Source organism: Pleurocapsa sp. PCC 7327 (genome assembly GCF_000317025.1).
Classification (GTDB): domain Bacteria; phylum Cyanobacteriota; class Cyanobacteriia; order Cyanobacteriales; family Microcystaceae; genus Hydrococcus.
The window spans coordinates 4,607,715-4,627,160 of the sequence record NC_019689.1; the positions used below are offsets into that span (position 1 = coordinate 4,607,715).

The following is a 19,446-nucleotide window of genomic DNA, read 5'->3' on the forward strand; positions in this document are numbered from 1 at the left end:
AAAAAGACCCAATAGGAATTTCAGTCGATTTTAATCGAGTTGAGCTTTGAGCCTAGAACTTTAGTTCTAGGCGTTGATTCCAAAAGTGCAAGATCTCAGTTAGAACAAAAAAGCCATCCTACTCATAATCCAACAACACTTGCACCCATTCTGGCGGGCGAGGAATTGGATTGCCCAGTCGATCTAACACCAGCAAGGCAACTAAATGAACGGCGAACAAGTAAATCAAATCGTTGAGGAAAATCATCAAGACAGCGATAATTTGAATCAGTAAAACGCTCGGTTGGGCAAGCAAACCCAATCGAAGAAATACCCAATCTACGATCTCCGTTACCTGGGTGATAACGTACAGCCATAGGTCTTCTCCCAGCAGAATTGAAAACAGCCAGAAGCGGAAAAAGAAGCCAGAAGTTCCAATTAATGCCCCCGTAAAAATCGAAAACCACCAATGAGCACCCCGCCGCCAACAAGCCCCTAACTGCACTCCCATCAATCCATAGGGAATCAAATAGATGATGCTGCGCGGCGGGCCCATTAACACCGTCAGCAAAAGTACCGACACCAGCGTCGTCATCCAAGACGCGCGATTGCTCCAACGAAGATAGGCTAGAGCAACGGGAATGGGAAAAAAAATCTTCAGGATCGGTCCTAGCGGAAAATAATAATTAATCAGCCAGATCAAGCTAGCAGTGCTAGCCAGAAATGCCGTTTCTACCATAACTAGAGTATGGCTATTTTTAAGGGGAGATTTTTTGAAAGGGTCTGCAACTGAAGTTTTCGGCTTCGAGATCGATTCTAGATTCGGGTCATCGTCAACCCAATTGGACTCCTCAAGGGATCGATCGTCTCTCGTACCAGGAGACTTGGAGCGAGAATTGTCATCACCAGGAAAAGAATGATTCATCAAAAAAATATCGGACTGTTAATTAATTTATGGAATTAGGTAATGATCTGCTCTAAAGCAATTAGATCGGGAATGTAGAGAATGTCTTGGTTTCGTTGGATTAATCCTTTCTTTTCTAACTTAGTCAGCGATCGCGTCACTGTCTCCCTCGCCAAACCACTAATACTGCTCAATTCTCGATGGGGCAAATTAGGAATTTCCGTTCCTTTCTCTCCCGCCTTCCCCTGTCCTTCGGCAAGAAACAAAAGGGTATCGGCAACCCGCGACAAACTATCCGACTCCCGCAAGCGCAACCGCCGATTGAGCTGACGCAGACGCTTTGCCATCAGTTGCGCCAGTCGAACTCCGGCAAGCGCTTCCGTTCGCAGCAAGCTGACAAAATCTTGGGAGGGAATACTGCTGACCGTCGTTGGCGTTAAGGTAATCGCATCGGTAGAACGCGGGACTTCTTCTAATGCCGCCATTTCTCCGACGATTTCCCCCTTTCCCACAATATTGAGAGTCAATTCTTTTCCCTCTAAATTGTGAGTGCGAATTTTGACCCATCCCTCTAAAATAAAATAAACCGAGCCGCCCCAATCATTCTCTAGCAAGATGACCCGATTGGCTGGATGAGCGCGGGTAACAGCTTGACGAGCGACTTTCTCGATACTCTCCTGTGGTAGCCCGACAAAAAAGGGAACCGTTTCTATCAATTTTTTGACATTGGAGTTTTGCGGTTGGCGAGTTTGTCTATCTTCCATGAACTTGTCGGCAGATTAATCGATACATCTGCTATGCTTAAGCCTAGCAAAGAATATGCAGTTTAATGGTTTGTTATTAACGCTTTCCTACCAAAGATAAAGGGTTTATCGTGGCAGTTCGGGACGATCTTCAATGGCTTATTGCCGATCTTGACAGAATTCTTTCCCAAAGTAGCACTCTTTTTGATGGGTTGCAGCCGAGCGAGCGCGAGTCGATCGCCGCTATTTTGGAGAGAGTTCGTCAATATCTTGCTTCTCAACAAGATCGGGCCGCCTCTTCAGGAGCCTCCGCAACAGCAGCCCAACAAATTGCTCAAGCCGTCCTGTCTAGACTCGATAGGCGCTTGAGCGACTGGTTTGAACTGTTGCAATCGGAAGTAGAACAATTGCGCCAACAGAGACAATTGCTGATCGCACAAATGCAACAGCAACAACAGCAGCACCAGCAGAGCGTTACCGAAGAGTTAGAGGTTCTCGCACAGCGTTGCAACGAAGCCGTACAGCAAAAACTGTCTCAAATCCAGAGCGCCCTAGAACAGCAATCTCTCGACTCCCAGCCGTCTCAGTTAGAACAGTTTGAACGACTGCAAGAGCAATCGAATCGTCTGTTGCTCTCTCTCGATTCTAGCTTTCGGAGTGTCTTCGCCACCCTAGAAAAAGATCTGCAAGGCTATTACGATTCCCTGTGCCAAGGGTTGGAGAGAATGCACAGTTTGGGACAGCAAGGCGAAGCCAAATTTTTAGCTTACGTTCGGCGGCTGACGCAACAGATAGAAGGCTCTTCAACCCAATCGCTTCAGTCTAAAGAAGCAGAACTGGCTGCCGTGATGAGGGATCTCAGCGAAGTCAATACCATTATTTATCCAACCCTGCCAGAAGAAGAAACAGAAGAGATTCAGACGATTGCTGCCCTAACGGATTTAATCGAACCAAATTGGCAAGAAGAAGCAACAAAGTCCCATCAAGGGTGGTATCTAGCAGTCGATTTCGGAACGGAGGGATTGGCTGCCGTCCTATTCAACCGCCACAAAGAACAAATCTACCCGCTTGCTTGGATATCTCAAGAGGGAGAATTTTGCTCGCGCCTTCCCACCGAGGTTTATTGTCAATCGAGCAACGAAACGCAGGAATTATATTGTTTCGTTGGAGAGGCGGCAAAGGCAAAAGCCAAGGAAAAAACGGGAATTTTTTTGGAAAACTGGAAAGAAAATCTCAATTTAACCAGTTCGCCTGCTAATCCAGTCCGAGAAGCCCTCAAATCTTTATTTTCAATGTTAATTCCTTCAGAGGCAGGAGCGGTCAATAGAGAGATCGTAGAAGCGATGGGATTGCCGGAGGAATCATTTCGCCAAGTTTTGAAACACTTAGAAGGCGCAATCCTCAGTTGTCCGGCAGGCTGGGGCGAACCGTATAAGCAGCTTTTGCGAGAGACCGTATTGGAGATCGAGTTAGTACAGAGTGCCGAACGAGTTTTCTTTCTCGAAGAAGCGATCGCCACTTTACTGGCCCACGTAAGTCTCAATTGCGTCGCCCAAACGACTGTGTTGGTCATCAATGCAGGCGCGATCGCGACGGAATTAGTCCTGGCAGATATTCCTGAAGACTATCGAGCCTTGAGCAACAGAGATTTTTGCCTTGAGAGTTTTGCTTACGGCGGCAGTGCGATCGACCAAGATATTCTAGTTCAGTTGCTCTATCCCCAGTGGGCTTCCCAACTCAATCCCTCCATCCCGAGACTCGATGAGGAACCGCCGCAACCAGGCGAACCTGACCTGCAAAAGCGAGAAAATTTGCGATGGCGCTTGCAAAGCCATCCCATCGGGCAATCGTTTCTAGAAGCTGCCAAGCTGACAAAAATGATCTTGCAGCAGCAGGAAGCATTTAATGCTCGACTGGGTAATTGTCAGTGGGGGGTCAAGCGTCAAGACTTTAGCGAAAAAGTGGTCTTGCCCTACTTGAAGCGGTTAGAGACAGCGATCGACTCCCTGTCGATCCAAACGGGTAAATCGGCGGGAGCGATCGAACAAGTTATTTGTAGCGGGGGATCGATGCAAGCCGTTTGGCACGTGCTATCTCCTTGGATAAGCGAAAAACTGCCCAATGCGACCATAATTCAGAACGCAGGCGCAACAACCGAACCGCTAGCGTCCGCTACTTGGGGACAGACGCACGACCTCAGCTTTCTCGATCGCACTCAAACAGCTATAGGACTAGCCTGTTTGCCCCTATTTCCACTAATCTTGGAAAGGCAATAATTTCGTGTTTCTATGACATCTTTGAAAAGTCTGGCGATTCGCGGGGCAATTTGGACGTTTGCGGGTTATGGTCTGAGTCAGGGATTGCGATTGGTAAGTAACCTGATCCTGACGCGCCTGCTCGAACCCGAACTTTTTGGGCTGATGGCATTGGTGACAACCTTTCTCATCGGTTTGAATATGTTTTCCGATGTCGGATTTGCACCAAACATCATTCAAAGCAAGCGGGGAGACGATCCGGATTTTCTCAATACGGCTTGGAGCTTGCAAGTCTTGCGCGGCTTTGTCTTATGGGCGATTTGTCAGGCGCTCGCTTTGCCCGTTGCCGAATTTTATAACGATTCGCGATTGATAGGGATCGTTCCTTTGGTTGGGTTGACCATGATTTTTGCCGGGTTTAACTCTACTTCTCTCTATACGCTTAACCGACAAATGCTCATAGGCAAGCTAACCCTCTTGGAATTAGTGACGCAAATTATTGCTCTAGTCGTGATGGTTACTTGGGCGTGGTTGAGTCCCTCGATTTGGGCATTGATCGTCGGTAATCTCGTTGCGGCACTGTTGAAAACGATCCTCAGCCATCGCTTAATCCCGAATTATACCAATCGCTTCGCTTGGGAGCGAGCGGCTGTGCGCGAAATTTTTTCCTTTGGGAAATGGATCTTTGTCTCGACTGCGATGACATTCTTCGCCACCCAAGCCGATCGCATGATTATGGGAAAACTGCTTTCTTTTAGCATGTTAGGCATCTACACGGTAGCTTTTACTTTTGCCAGCCTTCCCCAGCAAGTTATCGGGCAACTTTCTGGCAAGATGATTTTGCCGCTAATGTCCCAGTTTGCTCACCTGCCTCGCGAGAGTTTTCGAGCCAAAATTCTCAGCAAGCGCAAGGGGATCCTGACTGGCGTAGGATTGCTGATTATTCTTTTGGTTTGCTTTGGCGACATACTCATTTTAAAGTTCTACGATTCAAGGTATGCCCAGGCAGCTTGGATGCTTCCCATTCTGGCTTTAGGCATTTGGCCCTATTTATTATTTGATACCAGTCGCACAGCTCTAATGGCGATCGGCAAACCCAACTATCAAGCCTACGGTCAGCTGGCTAAGAGCCTGCACGTTTGTATCGGCTTATTTGTTGGGTATTATTATTTAGGAGTGTTGGGAATCGTCATCGCGATCGCGCTTAACGATATAGAACTCTATTTCATGAATATCTACGGTCTCTGGCGCGAAGAACTCAGCACCTTCCAACAGGATCTCAAAGCGACTCTTTTACTTCTATTGGGATTGGCGATCGTACTGGCAGGAAGATATTTCCTGGGGTTTGGATTTCCGCTAGATACCCTGTTTGCCTGAGAGGATGTTTGAAAAGTATACATTATACGCCTCCGCGATGGCGCGATCGGGCAGCTGCCCGATCGCGACAGCAGCGAGATTTTACCTCAGCTATGCAAGCTAACGAGGGATCTAAAAATCAGACAACAACAAAGTCATCGCTAATACTAATGTTAGTTATGTCTTGCAAGATAGCAATTAAGTCGCTGTTGTAGAAAATTTGAGTATCTACAGCCGAACTGCCGACTAAATTAGCGGTCGTATCGAGGGAGTAATCATCCAGACTGCCATAGACTTCGAGAAGATCGTTGGCTTTCCAATCCTCGATAATTGCGCGTCCGTCTCCCAGATAGTAAGCACCAGAAGCATTGCCGAGAACAAATGTATCGACACCTCGACCGCCCGACAAAGTATCGATCGCATCGGGATCTGGATCGGAACCGTAGCCGTCAAGCCGATCTGCGCCATCTCCGCCCGACAATGAGTCATTGCCGAGCATTCCGATTAGGGTATCGTTGCCAGCACCGCCGATGAGGGTATCGTTGGCATCTAGTTCTACCCGACCATTGGGCGTGTCAACAATGTTCTGTTTGCCGCCACCGTAGAGCCAATCGTTTCCCCTGCCACCATCGAGGCGATCGCTGCCATTGTCTCCATAGAGAGTGTCATCACCTGCACCACCGATGAGAGTATCGTCCAAGTCTAGGAGGGAGAAGTACGGGGGATCGCCTATAAGAAAGTTCCGTTCGCCGCCGCCGTATAGCAAGTCATTCCCCCTACCGCCATCGAGACTGTCGCTGTCTTCTTCTCCATAGAGGGTGTCGTTGCCAGCGCCACCGATTAGGGTGTCGTTGTCTACATCATCCCAGCCATACACGAAGTTGCCTTCTTCAAAGCTGAAACCGCCATAGAGTACGTCATTGCCAGCACCGCCATCTAGGAAATCGCTACCGCCTCCAGTGTAGAGACGGTAGCGAGCGTAGACATAATATTGTCCGCCATTAAGAGTGTCATCCCCAGAGCCGCCTTTTAAAGTGTCATTGCTAGCTCCACTGTTGAGGCTATCGTTGCCCCCTTCACCGTAAAGCGAGTCGTTCCCATTGGACTCGGTAGAAAGGATGTCATCGCCATCTCCGCCATAGCCGACAGAAAACCATCCATCAAGACTGTCATTGCCATTTCCTCCATAAAGAGTATTATTCCATGCCCCGATAAGAGTGTCGTTGCCGGAGCCGCCATAAAAGATATCGTCGCCCCACAAGCCTTCATCGTAACTAGGGTATGCGCTCAGATAGTCATCGCCAGCTCCTCCCATCAAGGTGTCGTTTCCTCGTCCACCAATAAGAGTGTCGTTGCCTTCTCCGCCATCGAGGAGAAGACTAGCGTAGCCAAGTTCCTCGCCGTAGAGAAGATCGTTGCCAGCTCCTCCGCGCAGCGTATCGAGATCAAAACTCGAATAATCATCATCGAGCGTTCCGCTGTAGAGAGTGTCATCTCCCTGTCCGCCTTCGAGTAAATCGCTGTCTTGTCCTCCATCGAGGCTATCATTACCTCCTAAACCTAAAAGAGTATCTTTTCCCTCAAAGCCTAAAATTGTGTCGTTATTAGGAGTACCAAGGAGGTTATTGTCAAAAGAATCTCCTTTTATAAGAGCCATAATTGACCTCCTAAATCAGTTTAGATATTTTTGAAAAATCTACTTTCATCGTATCTTTTTCAAGAATTCTATTGGAGTTTTTTTTGCAATAAAGTTACACTTTTTTTTCTTTGCTCTTTAGTTGTTTGAATGAGTTTGTAATTAAAGTTAATTAAATATTATAATTTGTAAATGAGCGCCCTTAAATTTTAACCAACTAGATTCTATAAGATTTTTTAGAGGACATCCCAAAAGTCTATTTTGTCATTCTCAGTGCAGGAGAACGTAACGAAAAATCTCTGTTTGAAGTTGGTATACTAATACCATTTTGGATGAAAGGATTTTAGATTGAGAAGTAAGGGCGGGTTTATCTAAAAACTCGCCCTTACTTCCCTACAGTTACCGTCAAAAACTCGCCACACAGAACTGCTGACTAATTGCGAACCGATCGATCGTTGCGAATTGCAAATTGTGAATTGCGAATTGGTATAAGATGTTTCGTTTCGCGATCGCTGCACTCAACATGACGAAGTGCAAGCAGGTAGAGTCAAAAGTGGAGACTGCTGTAGAGTTGGCTCCCCTCATCCCTAAATCCCTTCTCCCACAAGGGGCGAAGGGATTTTAGGCAGATTTGGGTTTGGTCACTCAAACAGGTAGAGTTGAATTGACAGTGACGCGATCGCAAGATTTATTATTATGACTAATTATGGGGATGCGCCTCTGTGAGAAGGAAAAATCTTGACCAAATCTTTATTCTTTTATGGAGAATAGGGGAGTCGAACCCCTGACCTCTGCGGTGCGATCGCAGCGCTCTACCAACTGAGCTAATTCCCCCTAAATACTTTTAGATAAACTATCCTAGCATTATTGTAGATTTTTTTGCTTGGTTTGGAGTCTTTCCCTGGGGCTGCCATGCTGATATTTGTCATTGTTTTTAATTTGTGTTTAACTCTGTTCAACCTGTATATCGCTTTTCGCCTTTGGAGATTGCGGCGAGTGCTCGCGAGAGTCGCTAAAACATTAACAATGGTGGAACGTCGCCTTCACAGAATTTTTTATCCCGCGCCAGAGGTTGTCCTAAGAGGAAAACAAGGAACTCACGAACTCAGACAACGCTACCAAAGATTACTGGTACAAATCGAACTGATAGAGAAAATTTTCTCTCTGGTAAGTTTGGGAATAGGAATCTGGCGGCGACAAATGAGGGGCAAACGCCGTCTTCGCTCCGAAAAACTTTTCCCAGCCGTATAAATGACTTTGCACTTTATTGCTCGCTATAATTTTTAGAGAATAAAGAAGTGTTTTAGTTACCAACCATGACAGAACTAAAACAACAAAAGTGCGAAGCTTGCAGCTCAAAATCTCAGCCTATTACTCAAGCTGAAATCGAACAACTCAAGCCCCAGATTCCTGGCTGGGAGATTATCGAACGCGAGGGAGTGCTGCGCCTAGAAAAAGTTTACAAGTTCCCTAACTTTAAGAGTGCGATCGCGTTTACCAATGCTGTTGGAGACGAAGCAGAGAAAGAAGGACACCATCCTGCCTTACTGACCGAATGGGGAAAAGTCACCGTAAGTTGGTGGACTCATGCTATTTCTGGGCTGCACAAAAATGACTTCGTGATGGCAGCGAAGACGGATGCTATTATGAATTCTCAATTTTCCTAAATTTTTAGCAATAACTAAAATGAGAAAATTTATCAAAAAAAATTCTCCTTGAAAAGCTCGACCTTGAAAAGCAAAAAAATTTGCTAGGCTTTTCTTAAAAAATGCGATCGATAAAAGCGATCGAGAGAAAAACTTACACGAGCTAGCGATCGCGTTACAGGAGTATAAGGTACAAGTAGAAGACCGATTAAAAAAATTAAAAATGGTATAACCAAACGAAGCAGTTTACAGACTCAAAAGAAGATAAACTTCAACTCATTTTTTCTATACAAAGGCTAAAAAGCTCGTAAAAATTTGAAAAGAATTATGTAAATACAACAACCAATTTTTTTAAACTAAGGATAAGGTTCTTTTTACCCAATTCTCATTAAAAATCAATTCATAAATCCGATTATGTATGCTTAAAAACCCCTGGTGTTTAATCGCTAATCCTGATAAGATTAATTCCCGTTCTTCGGGGCTATCGAGGGCAAGAATTTTTTGTTGAGACAAAATGTTTTGATAAAGCTTGAGCAAGCTAACTGGATTGAGTTCGCTACTAAGAATACGATCGCGAATCGTGCGTAAATGTTCGGGTTCGTCTTGAGATTCCCAGTTTTCAATTATCTGCGATCGCACTAATTTTTCTATCCATTCTTTTTCTTGGTTAGTGGGAATTGTCGAGGTAGAATGGCGAATCAGTTTGCAGAGTTTTTGAGTTAAAAATGGTTGTCCATTCGTCCATGCCAATATTTCTTTAAGCACGGCTTGCGGGTTGCTAACTCTCTCGGTTAATCCCTGTAATAAGGGTTGGGCTTCGTGTAATTGAAATCCATTGAGTTGAATTGCCTGACCGATATTAAAAGGAGTGCGCTTTTTGTCGTCAATTAATTGAGAAGGAGTTGCTACCCCTAGTAAGACAAAAGTTAGGCGTTTATATTCACAAAAATCACTTCGTTTATTATAACAATTTCTCAGAAAAATAAAAAAGTCATCGATGGGAAAATCCAGATTAAGAACGCTATCAATCTCATCGATAAAAATCACAATAGGTTCGGAAACTTTTGCCAGTAAAACCGAGTGAATAAATTCTCCTAAACGCTGTACGGGAGAGAGAAAAGAATGCTCTTGCCACCAAGTCCGCAGTTCGACGCGATCGAGGAGGTTAAAATGACTGACTAATATGTAAACAAAGCCAGCATACCACTGTTCCATGGTTAGCTGTCGATTGCCGATTTCTGAGAGGTCGATCGCCGCACATCGAATTCCTTCAGCTTGGAGTCGCTTCATAATTTGCACTCGCAAGCTCGATTTGCCCATCTGTCGAGAATTGAGAATATAACAAAATTCTCCCAACTTTAGCGCTCTGTAAAGGTGGCGATCGGCAGAACGCACGACATAAGTTGGCGCATCCATCGGCAAGCTTCCTCCTACCTGATATTCATAGGTAGAGGGAGATTCTGCGCTTCTGAGCAGTGCGTTTTCTATCACCAATTTTGCTTGCGTTGCTTTAAGAACGTCTAGGGTTTGTGACAGCTCGCGGGTACGTTCTTCAACTTTTTGTTCCAGGGTACGGCTATATTCGGCTAACTTATCTTTTGCCTGTTGCAGTTCTTCGGTAAACTTAATGCGCTCGGCTTCTGCTCGCTTGCGAGCCGTGATGTCGGTAAAAGCCGCGATCGCATAGGTAATATGACCCTTTTCGTCAAAAATTGGACTAGCCGATACTTCCACGGGAATTATCTTATTATCTTGGCGAATCTCCATATCGTCGATGGTGATACTTTCACCCTTTAATGCTCGCAAAATTGGCTGTTCGTTAGACGGATAAAGTTGCTCCGTCCCCTGTCGATAGACACGATAAATCTTGGTTAATTGTTCGACTGTCACACCCGGAACGACTCCCTCACCTAAGATTTGCTCTGCCATTTGATTGGCATAGGAGGGTTCCCCGCTAGCGCTGACCACAAAAATCCCGACTGGTACGGCTTCTATAAATTGAGTCAGTTGTTGCTCGCTCTCTCGCAAGGCAACTTCTACTTTTTGACGTTTCGCGACTTCTTCTTGAAGATGGACTAATAGTTCGGCTTGTGCCTTTTGTGCGAGTCGTTCTTTTTTCAAAGCAGCTTTCATCTGCTGGACGTGTTGTAGCGTTTTGTTGGTGGTAATTTCTAAATCTTGAAAATCGATCGGCTTGGTTAAAAAATCAAACGCACCGCGATTCATTGCGGCTCTAATATTGTCGAGATCGCCATAGGCAGACATAATAATGACCTTGATAATTGGGTTTTTCTCTCCTAGTTTGGTAAGCAAGGTTAACCCATCCATTTCTGGCATATAAATATCGGTCAATACTACATCGATATCGGGATAAACTTCTAATTTTTCTAGCGCTTCAATCCCATTATGAGCAAAAATGAGTTCGAGTTGATTCTGGCGAATTTTTTTTCTGAATCTCTGACGAAGTAAAGTTTCTAAGTCTAACTCATCATCTACTACCAGGATTTTATCTGGCATTATTTTCTCCTAGATAGTACAAATTTTTATTAAATTTATTATTATAAATTCCAAATTTTTTTCTTAAGCGTCTCAAATTCTATCGGTTTGTTAATATAATCATCTGCACCGTATTGCATGGCGATTTGATAGGTCTGCTCGTCTCCATAAGCAGTAATCATAAAAACTTTAACTTGAGGGTAGTTTTCTTTAAGGATTTTCAGCAGTTCTATTCCATTCATCCCCGGCATATTGATATCAGCCAAGATTAAAACGAGATATTCAGAATTTTTGACCTTTAAAGTTTGAAGAGCTTCTTCTGCTGAAAAAGCAAAAGAGAAGTTAATGGCTCCTTGTCTAATCTCTTTTCTAAATTTTTGAGTAAATAAAGATTGAACATCTTTTTCATCATCAATTACCATGACTTTCATATCGGTCTTCCTCGGTCGGGGACAACAGTTTTAGGTAAGGTAATAATAAATTCAGTATATCGAGAAGCTTCAGTTTCAATGCGAATATCGCCTTGATGGGCTTGTACGATGATATCGTGACTGATAGATAAACCTAGACCCGTTCCTTCTCCGGTTGGCTTAGTCGTGAAGAAGGGGGTAAATATTTTGTCGGCAATTTCTGACGGAATTCCATTGCCATTGTCGCGAATGCGTATTTCAACGGAGTCGCCTAAATTTTGAGTGCTAACAACTAACAGTGGTAAGAATTCTTGCTCTTCGCTATTGAGGGGATTGTGATATTCGGTTTTTTTCCGATGGAGGGCGTAACAAGCGTTGTTGATGATATTTAGAAAAACTCGACTGATATCCTGAGGAATAACATAGATGGGTTCGAGGCTATCGTCATAATGGGTTTCTATAGCAACATAAAAAGAAGAATCCTTGGCTCTCATTCCGTGATAGGCTAAATTGACAGCTTCTGCAAGCAGTGCATTGATGTCAGTTAGTTGTTGGGAGGCGCTTTCGCCCCGCGAGTGCATTAGCATTCCATGCACAATTTTATCAGCTCTTTTGCCATGTTCGTTAATTTTTTGTGCGTTTTGACTGAGATCGTGTAAGATATCTTGGATATAAGTTAAGCTATCCGAATCTAGGTTATCTTTTTGCAATTCGATTTCTTCGAGAAGTTCTTGGGCTAACTCTATAGATAGTTCGGCAAAATTGTTAACAAAGTTGAGAGGATTTTTAATTTCGTGAGCGATTCCAGCTGTTAGGGTTCCCAGAGAGGCGAGTTTCTCTTGAGCAATTATTTGAGCTTGGGTTTTTTTCAATGTTTGTAGAGCATTAGCTAATTCTTCATTTTTTCGTTGAAGTTCTCGCGTTCTTTCTTCTACTTTTATCTCTAAAGTTCTGCTGTATTCTTCCAATCGTTCATAAAGACGAGAATTTTCAATAGAGATAGCTGCTTGAGATGAAAGCATTTGTAAAACTTCAACGCGATCGGGAGTAAAAGCATCTGTAGTTAAATTATTTTCTAAATACAAAATTCCACAAAGTTTGCCTTGGTGAATAAGAGGAATGCAGAGAATCGATTTAGGTTGAGTTTTGACAATATAGGAATCGGCAATAAATTGTTTTTCGCAAGTAGCATTGCCGAAAACGACATTTTGATGAGTTCGGATAACATAGTTGACAATAGCAACTGATAAAAGAGTCGTTTGAGTAGCAGAATTAATAAAGTCTATAGGAATCGATCGCAAGGTGGCGACTTTTTCAGACTCTACCGAACTTTCTGCTTCAATTAGCCATTTACCTTCTTTTTCCAGAATGAGAAAACCTTTTTGCGCCCCAGCATTTTCAATTACAATTTTCATCAGGCTTTCTAGTAACTTTCCTAAGGCAATCTCACTCGATATGGCTTGATAAGCTTTTAGAATTGTAGATAGATCGAATGAAAAAAAAGAGGGAACTTTGTTTACAGAAGTACTTGGCAATTCGTCTGCGTTAGAATGTAGCATCTTATCGTTTTCAATATTTTTCTGCACGATGGTATTTGAGAAGAACTGAGGATAGTTTTGTTCTAAATGCCTAACTTTAGTCATTCCTCCCCATCTCAGATAGCCATAGTAAGCATCCCTTAGATAGACTCTAGCAATTTTGTCTTTGCCTTTACTAAGATAAAACTTAGCAGCTAGTTCGTTAGACAAATTTTCGTTAAGATAATATTCATTTTCGCGTGCTGATGCGATCGCGCGATCGTAAAGTTCCATTGCTTCTAAGTCTTGGTTAGAGATGCGCGCAATCTCTGCGGAAATTAATAGGTATTTATGTAAAAAGTTTTCCGGACAATTATCCGACCAAACTTTAAATTTTTTCTGATTTTCTAAGATAGTTGACCAATAATTCCATTTCTGTATTTCTTCAGTGGTTTCTGAATAAAGTGCTAATAAAGTTAATGAATAATAAAAGTAATGTTCGACAACTCGTAATACACCAAAAGAAAAAGCTAAAATTTTCTCTGATTCTTTTGCTACAATAAGAGCTAGCTTGTAGTTGTTAAATAAATAAAACAATTGCAGTTTAAGAATATAATAAAAATTTAAATGCATGCCAAGGTCAAGCTCTTGTATTTCTTTTAAATATTTTGCTTCACTAAAGCTATTATTACTAAACTCAAGTGCAGAATCGGTTAACCCTTGCAAGCATAAAATCATTTGCTGAAGAAGTCTCTGAAAATAAATTCCATGGATATTTTTGTTTTTATCTACATAATCTGTAAATATTTTTAATTCTTGAGCAATTAGAGCTAATGGATCTCCCTTTAAATATATTTTTGATGCCAGATCGTTAAGAGCGTAGGTAGCAAAATTAGGATCTCCTGTTTCATTTCCGAATTCAAAAGCTTTCCTTAAAAAATACCAATCTTCTTTGGTATGTTTTTTCCAATGATTAATAAAAGCACCAAACATGAAATAAATTTTACTGTCTAAAGTAAGATTCTGAAATTTTTTATTAACTTGAAAAGCTAACTGTCCAAATTCATATCCGCTTTGGTAGTTACCAAAACCCGATCCTATAATCAGTCCATAGGCACTATAAGCAAAAGCAGAAACTTCTGTATTCCCATAACGTAAAGACCTATTCATCATTTTTAACATTAAGAGAATTCCCAAATCTAAATTGATAAAGTAAGCTGGTGCAGCTAAACTCATAAAAATATTCATAATAGCTCTTGAATTTTTATTTACCATTTCAGGCAAGTTATAGATATCGTCAAGAGTTTTACCAGCAAGTTGAAATTGAATTCGGCTAAATTCTCTTTGAATAGCTTTTTTAATATCGGTTTTAGTTAAATTAATTTTAAAAAGACTAAGACTTTGTATTCCCAACTCAAAGGCTTCTTTAGTTTTTCCGATATTGGTATATAAAACTATCTTAAGTATATAAACCTGAGCTTTATCGACTTTAGTTCTAGCGTTTTCAAGAATTAAATTAAATCTTCGTTCTGCTTTATCAAATTTTCCAGTCAAGTATTCACACTCTGCCAGTTCGAGATTGAGAGAAAAACTTAATTGATAATCCGTTTTCCAGCTATCTCCGAGCAAGAAACCGAGAGCAGTTTCAAAATAGTTTGAAGCAGCTTCATAAGCCGAAGATCGCTTAGCCTTTTTTGCCGCTATCATATTTAGTCTGACAAGTCGCGCTTTTGCAATTTTAGTTTTGATTAGTTGACTGCTTGCATTTAAATGGTTGACAATTTCAAATATTCGTTCTTCTAATTTATCTGGGGAAGTATTATCTAAAAATAGATTTCCTATTTTTAAATGAATGTTTTGTTTTTTTTCTTCTGGAATGAGAGAATAAGCAGCCTGCTGAACGCGATCGTGAATAAAGTGATAAGTAAATTTACTATTTTCTTTGATGTCAAGTTCGGGCAAAATGCTGTCAAGCTTGTTAGGAATTTTATAATAATTTTCACTGGGTGAAATTAAGCCTTTATCTAAGGCTTCCCATAGTTTATTTTCTGTTTCTTTTAAATTGTCTCCAGTCACAAATGCTAAAGTATTTAGATTGAATTGATTTCCTAAGCAAGCTGCGATTTCTAGGGTTTTTCGCGTAGCTGTTGAAAGCTTCTTAATTTTGTCAACCACAAATTCGGCTACATTATCAGCGATTTGCAGACTTTTAATTTTTTCTAAATCCCATTGCCAGCATTTTTTCTTAAAATTAAATTTTATCAGTTGTTTTTTGTATAAAAAATTGAGAAGTTGATTAATAAAAAAAGGGTTACCATGCGTTTTATCTAAAATTGGTTTTGTTAAAGGATTAACCAGATTATCCCGACAGGTAAATGTATCGGCGATTAGCTGTCTAATATTGTAAGTATTTAATGGCTGAAGCATTAAAGTATCAACTTTTATCTCTAAAGCTTCTAATTTCTTTAAAGTTATCATTAAAGGATGGCTATCGCTGATTTCATTATTTCGATATGTACCAACAATTAGTAGATATTTAATCTCCGATTGAGTAATTAACAAATGAATTAAATTTAAGGAAGCGAGATCGCTCCATTGTAAGTCATCAAAAAATAAAACTAAAGGATGTTCTTTCTGGCTAAACACTCCGATAAATTTCTGAAGAACGGAATTAAATCTATTCTGAGATTCTTGCGCTGATAGTTGTGGTACAGTCGATTGTTTGCCAATAATCAATTCAACTTCTGGAATAACATCGATAATAATTTGACCATTACTTCCCAAAGCTTCTAAAAGTTTTTCTTTCCAAGTTTGTATTCTTTCTTCACTTTCAGTTAGTATCTGAAGAATCAATTCACGAAATGCTTCAATGAGAAAATAATAGGGAATATCTCGTTTTAGTTGAGAAAATTTTCCAGAAACAAAGTAACCTCCTCTTTGAATGATAGGTTTATGAATCTCATTGACTAATGTAGTTTTACCAATGCCTGCAAAACCCGAGATCAAAATAAGTTTATTTTTTCCTTGACTGACGCTCTCAAAGGTATTTAACAATGTTGCGATCTCTTGTTCTCTGCCATAAAGTTTCTGAGAAATTTTTAATTTTTTAGAAACGTCTTGACGAGCCAATATAAATTTTTGTATTTTGCCTTTTTTTTGCCACTGAATTAAGCACTTTTCCAAGTCATTTTTAAGTCCGTAATGACTTTGATATCTATCCTCTGCTGTTTTGCATAATAGCTTATCAATAATATCTGAAATTATTTGAGGAATCTCTTGATTAAGCTGATGAAGCGACACGAATTTTTTGGCAATATGACAGTGAACTAATTGCATGGGATCGGTTGTTAAAAAAGGCAAACAACCTGCCAGAATTTCATAAAAAGTAATCCCTAAAGAATAAAAATCAGTACGATAATCTATTGAGCGATTTATGCGACCTGATTGTTCGGGAGATATGTAGGCTAAATTGCCTTTTAATATACTGGGATTAGTAAAAATCTGATTTTCATCTGAAAGAGTAGATGCTAGACTAAAATTGGTGATTTTAACTGTTTGATTGACTGGATCGAGCCAAATTGTTTGAGGATTTAAATTTTTATGAATAACGTCGCGTTCGTGAATAGCTTGAATAATCTCTACAATTTCAATAGAAATTTTTAAAAAATCCGCGATCACCACTTTATTATTAAAGCAATAAGTCTTAAGTGGTAAGCCTGCAAAATCTTCATAAACCAAAACCATATTATTTTGAAATATTTCTAACTCATAGGGTTTGAGAATACCTGAAATATTTAACTCTTTAGTAATTTGATATTCTTGTTGTAGTTGAAGAATGTCTGTAGGTTGAAAAGATTCGGTTTGAAAAGTTTTTAGAATAAAATTTTTACCATCTTTGTTGCGATAACCTCGACAGATAACTGTATGACCATCTCGGTCAATTACTTCAGTAATCGTGTAATTTATAAGTTTATTCATATCAATTACTTCCGCTTCTCTAGCGAAGCTATCAACTGAATTCGATATGATTTTTATTATAAGCTCGGTTGGCTTTGAAGATTCTTATTGCCTCGAACTCTAGCGATCTTTAAGACCCAAAAAATCCGTCTAATATCTCCAAAATGGAAGATTGCACAGAAAGTTTCAGTTTATTTTCCTTTTTGTCATCGCAAAAATCTCTCTATGAGATCTAGGCGCGTAAGCCAAAAAGATCTATTATTGCTATTACGATTAGGTAAATAGCCATGATGTAGTTAAGAAGTCTGGGGATTGCGAGAATCAAGATGCCTGCCAAAAGCGCAAGCAGTCCATTAATCCTGAGATGTACTTGCACCACTTCTTGAGCGAGAAGCATTTGAGGAAGAAACCTATAGTCAAGCATATTTCCTCCCTTCTAGCGATCGGAGCGCTTTTAATAGAAAACGTGCTTCTAACTTAGCTCAACTCAAGCCAAGGCGAATATATCTTAGGAGGTAAAAGTAACGCTTTACTCTGTTAGGGGTTGAGATAACCGATTAACTCGTTCCCCGACCATTCCAGGGTATCGCCGATTGCCTTACCGTCGTGATAGGCAGCGAGTAGAACTTCGCTGGTTTTTCCCCACGCGATCGCACCCGTAGCATCCAGCGCGATCGCACCTAAATCTCGTCGATGCTCGTAGGATTCCTTCATCGAACGTTCCATCGCTTCTGCTAGCGATAACCCGTCGCTGACGCGCACCACAATCCGCGCCGCCAGACATTCATCGATGATATCTTCGCCAATTCCCGTACAGCTTACTGCCGCATATTTGCTGGCATAATTCCCTGCAGGCATGGCAGAATCGCTCACGCGTCCGATTCTCTCCAACCCTTTACCGCCTGTCGAAGTGCCAACCGCCAATCGTCCTTGCTTGTCGAGGACAACGACACCAATCGTACCCCGTCGCGCTTCCTGAGAAGTCACCAACGCCTGTTCGGCAACAACTCCTGCCATCTTTTTCCTAAAGTTATCTTCTCGTTCCTGAATCCACTCTTGCAGGCGGATATTGATGAGCGGATCGTAAATGGGAAGCTTGAGTTCTCGCAACAGTTCTGCTGCGCCATAATCGGAAAGAACGCGATCGCATTCGTTTTGCAGCGCTTGAGCGAGCTGAATCGGATTTTTAACGCGAGAGACGTTGATAACGCCACTGAAGCGTTGCGCCGCCCCGTCCATCAGAGATGCACTCATGCGGATTTGTCCGTCCGATTGCAGAACCGATCCCGTTCCTGCATTAAAGCAAGGGTCATCTTCTAGTAGCTGGCAACCCCGAACAACAGCATCAACAGCGTTCGTCCCTTGCAGCAGCAGATCGTAAATTTCTTTGACGACGAAATGGAGAGACTTACGCACAGCTTCCAGTCCGCCTTTCCCTTTGAGAGAACTGCCAGCCCCGCCGTGAATGATGAGTTTGGGTTGCCGATCGGTCATACTGTCCCTTTCTATTTGCCTAATCCATCAGCTAGCTTAGCAGTTATCCGTCTCTAATTAGTAAAGTTTTTTGAACTGAACTGTAGCAGGGTTAGCAAAAATGGTTAATAAGGTTTCAGATAATAAATAGTTGGACTATTAATCTATGATTATCAGTCAAAACTTGCCTATCGTTATCAGCACTATTTCGCTTGTCGTATCAACATTTTCTCTCGCGTTCGCGCTGTGGTCTTACAAAGCAAAGGTTACAGTTGCAGTTAAAAGCGCATGGGCAATAAAGCGAAATGGCAGTAGTTTATCTCTCAACATAATTTTGGAAATTACAAATAATGCAAATTCTCCTTTAACCGCAAAGGGATTATCGCTCATGATTGAGTTGCCAAACACACGCCTTCATAAGTCTTTTTTTCCACCTATATACCTCAAGGCATTTGAATCGTCAGAGGTATATATCGGAACCGAAGCTGCGCACCTCTTCACGCAAATAGCCGAGTCGTTTTTCGTTAACAAACGAATATTAGTTACCAAACTAGGCGGAGATGCGTCTAAAGTTGATATTAAGCACGAAGGAGTTTGTGTTTTTCCAAATAATTTTTTTGTCCCACCACAATTTGTTGACTCTTTTCTAAAACTTCATAATGCATCTGAAGAAAAAATTCATGTTAAGCTGTCTGTCGATACATCAAGGAAATGTGTAAAGAAATGCGTGCCATTTGAACTAGCCCAACAAGGCGTTTCAGCCAACTCATTTGCCTACGTTTCGCTACTAGAGGAGTTGAGTACTCTTCAGTAAGTTTCATTGGCTGAGTTCTTCACTCCCAGTTTTATGCAGAGCTACACGCAATTTTCAAGCTTTGAATCAATGTTACAAGCAAGTGGTTTTTCTGTTGAGTCTGCTGAGGATTTTCTCGCCATCCCTGAAACTGAATGGGATGAGTTTATCAGCCAAAGAACTCAGTTTTCTAATTGGCAGGAAATGCAGAAAGCCGCAGCAGCAGAACTCATGAACAAAAAGGTTGAATTTTCTTGAGTACCTAGCTAGACATATATTGC

At 41.5% G+C, this 19,446-nt stretch carries 14 protein-coding genes and 1 tRNA gene; 6 read left to right on the plus strand and 9 right to left on the minus strand.

Annotated elements, in window-relative coordinates:
* Nucleotides 1-118: 118 nt before the first annotated feature.
* Together PLE7327_RS20735 and PLE7327_RS20740 are read right to left on the minus strand one after the other, a co-directional pair.
* A complete protein-coding gene (locus tag PLE7327_RS20735) occupies nucleotides 119-904 on the minus strand; it encodes a DUF2232 domain-containing protein (protein ID WP_015145725.1) in 786 nt (261 codons plus the stop codon).
* A 35-nt stretch (nucleotides 905-939) separates the two neighbouring features.
* Complete coding sequence (locus PLE7327_RS20740) at nucleotides 940-1,647, minus strand: Crp/Fnr family transcriptional regulator (protein WP_015145726.1); 708 nt, start codon at nucleotides 1,645-1,647, stop codon at nucleotides 940-942.
* A 110-nt stretch (nucleotides 1,648-1,757) separates the two neighbouring features.
* On the opposite strand from PLE7327_RS20740, the gene PLE7327_RS20745 reads away from it, so the two are divergent.
* Together PLE7327_RS20745 and PLE7327_RS20750 are read left to right on the plus strand one after the other, a co-directional pair.
* Nucleotides 1,758-3,902, plus strand: coding sequence for a hypothetical protein (locus PLE7327_RS20745; protein ID WP_015145727.1), 2,145 nt, complete (start codon nucleotides 1,758-1,760; stop codon nucleotides 3,900-3,902).
* Between the two features lie 12 nt (nucleotides 3,903-3,914).
* Nucleotides 3,915-5,258, plus strand: a complete 1,344-nt coding sequence (locus PLE7327_RS20750) for an oligosaccharide flippase family protein (protein ID WP_015145728.1) — start codon at nucleotides 3,915-3,917, stop codon at nucleotides 5,256-5,258.
* A gap of 118 nt (nucleotides 5,259-5,376) precedes the next feature.
* Here PLE7327_RS20750 and PLE7327_RS20755 read toward each other — a convergent pair whose 3' ends face one another.
* On the minus strand, nucleotides 5,377-6,894 hold the full coding sequence (locus PLE7327_RS20755) for a calcium-binding protein (RefSeq protein ID WP_015145729.1): 1,518 nt from the start codon (nucleotides 6,892-6,894) through the stop codon (nucleotides 5,377-5,379).
* Between the two features lie 740 nt (nucleotides 6,895-7,634).
* Nucleotides 7,635-7,707 (minus strand) — tRNA-Ala (locus PLE7327_RS20760).
* Nucleotides 7,708-7,869: 162 nt separating this feature from the next.
* Between PLE7327_RS20760 and PLE7327_RS20765 the strand changes: the two genes are divergently transcribed.
* Nucleotides 7,870-8,124, plus strand: coding sequence for a hypothetical protein (locus tag PLE7327_RS20765; protein ID WP_217523239.1), 255 nt, complete (start codon nucleotides 7,870-7,872; stop codon nucleotides 8,122-8,124).
* A gap of 65 nt (nucleotides 8,125-8,189) precedes the next feature.
* The gene (locus tag PLE7327_RS20770; RefSeq protein WP_015145731.1) at nucleotides 8,190-8,540 is read left to right on the plus strand and encodes a 4a-hydroxytetrahydrobiopterin dehydratase; all 351 of its coding nucleotides are present in this window, start codon (nucleotides 8,190-8,192) and stop codon (nucleotides 8,538-8,540) included.
* A gap of 330 nt (nucleotides 8,541-8,870) precedes the next feature.
* On the opposite strand, the gene PLE7327_RS20775 is transcribed toward PLE7327_RS20770, so the two are convergent.
* From PLE7327_RS20775 to PLE7327_RS20795, 5 genes are all read right to left on the minus strand, one after another.
* On the minus strand, nucleotides 8,871-11,036 hold the full coding sequence (locus PLE7327_RS20775; RefSeq protein ID WP_015145732.1) for an AAA-like domain-containing protein: 2,166 nt from the start codon (nucleotides 11,034-11,036) through the stop codon (nucleotides 8,871-8,873).
* A 41-nt stretch (nucleotides 11,037-11,077) separates the two neighbouring features.
* Entirely contained in the window at nucleotides 11,078-11,446 is a 369-nt protein-coding gene (locus PLE7327_RS20780) for a response regulator (protein WP_015145733.1), read from the minus strand.
* Nucleotides 11,443-16,920 (minus strand): ATP-binding sensor histidine kinase, encoded by a 5,478-nt coding sequence (locus PLE7327_RS20785; protein WP_015145734.1) that lies wholly within the window; start codon nucleotides 16,918-16,920, stop codon nucleotides 11,443-11,445. Before PLE7327_RS20785 ends, PLE7327_RS20780 begins: the two co-directional genes overlap by 4 nt.
* A gap of 211 nt (nucleotides 16,921-17,131) precedes the next feature.
* Entirely contained in the window at nucleotides 17,132-17,323 is a 192-nt protein-coding gene (locus PLE7327_RS20790) for a DUF3096 domain-containing protein (protein ID WP_015145735.1), read from the minus strand.
* A 113-nt stretch (nucleotides 17,324-17,436) separates the two neighbouring features.
* Entirely contained in the window at nucleotides 17,437-18,393 is a 957-nt protein-coding gene (locus tag PLE7327_RS20795; RefSeq protein WP_015145736.1) for an isoaspartyl peptidase/L-asparaginase, read from the minus strand.
* A gap of 145 nt (nucleotides 18,394-18,538) precedes the next feature.
* Between PLE7327_RS20795 and PLE7327_RS24115 the strand changes: the two genes are divergently transcribed.
* Both PLE7327_RS24115 and PLE7327_RS25030 read left to right on the plus strand, forming a co-directional pair.
* A complete protein-coding gene (locus PLE7327_RS24115; RefSeq protein WP_015145737.1) occupies nucleotides 18,539-19,186 on the plus strand; it encodes a hypothetical protein in 648 nt (215 codons plus the stop codon).
* Nucleotides 19,187-19,192: 6 nt separating this feature from the next.
* Nucleotides 19,193-19,423 carry a hypothetical protein gene (locus PLE7327_RS25030; protein ID WP_217523241.1) on the plus strand — a complete coding sequence of 77 codons (231 nt, stop codon included), beginning with the start codon at nucleotides 19,193-19,195 and terminating at the stop codon, nucleotides 19,421-19,423.
* Nucleotides 19,424-19,446: the final 23 nt, after the last annotated feature.

Coding starts and splice junctions, on each gene's coding strand:
- PLE7327_RS20735 (WP_015145725.1), bottom strand. CDS start 904: ATGAATCATTCTTTTCCTGGTGATGACAATTCTCGCTCCAAGTCTCCT.
- PLE7327_RS24115 (WP_015145737.1), top strand. CDS start 18,539: ATGATTATCAGTCAAAACTTGCCTATCGTTATCAGCACTATTTCGCTT.
- PLE7327_RS20750 (WP_015145728.1), top strand. CDS start 3,915: ATGACATCTTTGAAAAGTCTGGCGATTCGCGGGGCAATTTGGACGTTT.
- PLE7327_RS20770 (WP_015145731.1), top strand. CDS start 8,190: ATGACAGAACTAAAACAACAAAAGTGCGAAGCTTGCAGCTCAAAATCT.
- PLE7327_RS20740 (WP_015145726.1), bottom strand. CDS start 1,647: ATGGAAGATAGACAAACTCGCCAACCGCAAAACTCCAATGTCAAAAAA.
- PLE7327_RS20780 (WP_015145733.1), bottom strand. CDS start 11,446: ATGAAAGTCATGGTAATTGATGATGAAAAAGATGTTCAATCTTTATTT.
- PLE7327_RS20785 (WP_015145734.1), bottom strand. CDS start 16,920: ATGAATAAACTTATAAATTACACGATTACTGAAGTAATTGACCGAGAT.
- PLE7327_RS20795 (WP_015145736.1), bottom strand. CDS start 18,393: ATGACCGATCGGCAACCCAAACTCATCATTCACGGCGGGGCTGGCAGT.
- PLE7327_RS20755 (WP_015145729.1), bottom strand. CDS start 6,894: ATGGCTCTTATAAAAGGAGATTCTTTTGACAATAACCTCCTTGGTACT.
- PLE7327_RS20775 (WP_015145732.1), bottom strand. CDS start 11,036: ATGCCAGATAAAATCCTGGTAGTAGATGATGAGTTAGACTTAGAAACT.
- PLE7327_RS20790 (WP_015145735.1), bottom strand. CDS start 17,323: ATGCTTGACTATAGGTTTCTTCCTCAAATGCTTCTCGCTCAAGAAGTG.